This window comes from Pseudomonas psychrophila, assembly GCF_001043005.1.
Taxonomy (GTDB): Bacteria; Pseudomonadota; Gammaproteobacteria; order Pseudomonadales; family Pseudomonadaceae; genus Aquipseudomonas; species Aquipseudomonas psychrophila.
This window is the reverse complement of record NZ_JYKZ01000078.1, coordinates 1-617: the sequence shown is the minus strand read 5'-3', so window position 1 is coordinate 617 and position 617 is coordinate 1. Positions and strand designations below refer to the sequence as shown.

The 617-nt window shown below is 58.0% G+C and carries 1 protein-coding gene; it reads left to right on the top strand.

Going from position 1 to position 617, the window contains the following annotated elements:
• Nucleotides 1–162 precede the first annotated feature (162 nt).
• Nucleotides 163–617: toxin VasX (locus tag TU76_RS24165; protein ID WP_048352679.1), on the top strand; the 455-nt coding region annotated here is incomplete at its 3' end.

Below are 617 nucleotides of genomic sequence, written 5' to 3'. Positions count from 1 at the left end.
TTACGCCAACATGCACGGGTATCTCGGAGAGGACGCGCTCAATGCCCATCCTGACCTTGAGCAGCTTCTGAGCCGGGGCTCGGCGTTGACCCCGTCCCAGCGCGTTGAAAAAGCCGCTGAAATCGCCAGATGCAGAGCGCTAGGCCTGCAGGAGCCCTTCTGATGTCGACTGCGTTCTTTCCTAAAAACCCCAACAACGTCATCAAGTCGCGCAGTGATGCACGAAGTTTCATGGGCGTCTGCCCGCTGATGAAGTCCACGGTGCAGCTGGTGCCGTTGCGTTACGGGCTGGTGGACAATCCGATGCTGGATCCGTCTGCTGAGGTGACGATGCCGTTTGCCCTCAGTGCGCGTCCGCTGGGGATTCGCTTGTTGCGCGATGGCTGGTTGTACGTGATTGAGGGCAGCAGTGGCACCTTGTCCGAGTACCGTATTGAAGACGGTCTGGTCAGCGCCATGCTGTGGCAAGGTCGTGAGGTATTCGAAGACGACCGTGAAGCACCGATCCATGAACCGAGGCTGATTTACGCCAAAACCAGCACGCTGTACGTCACTTATTCTGAAGTTCCGTGGACCGCGAAAAAGTGCCAGCAGGTGCTGAGTTCAACGTCCGAGCG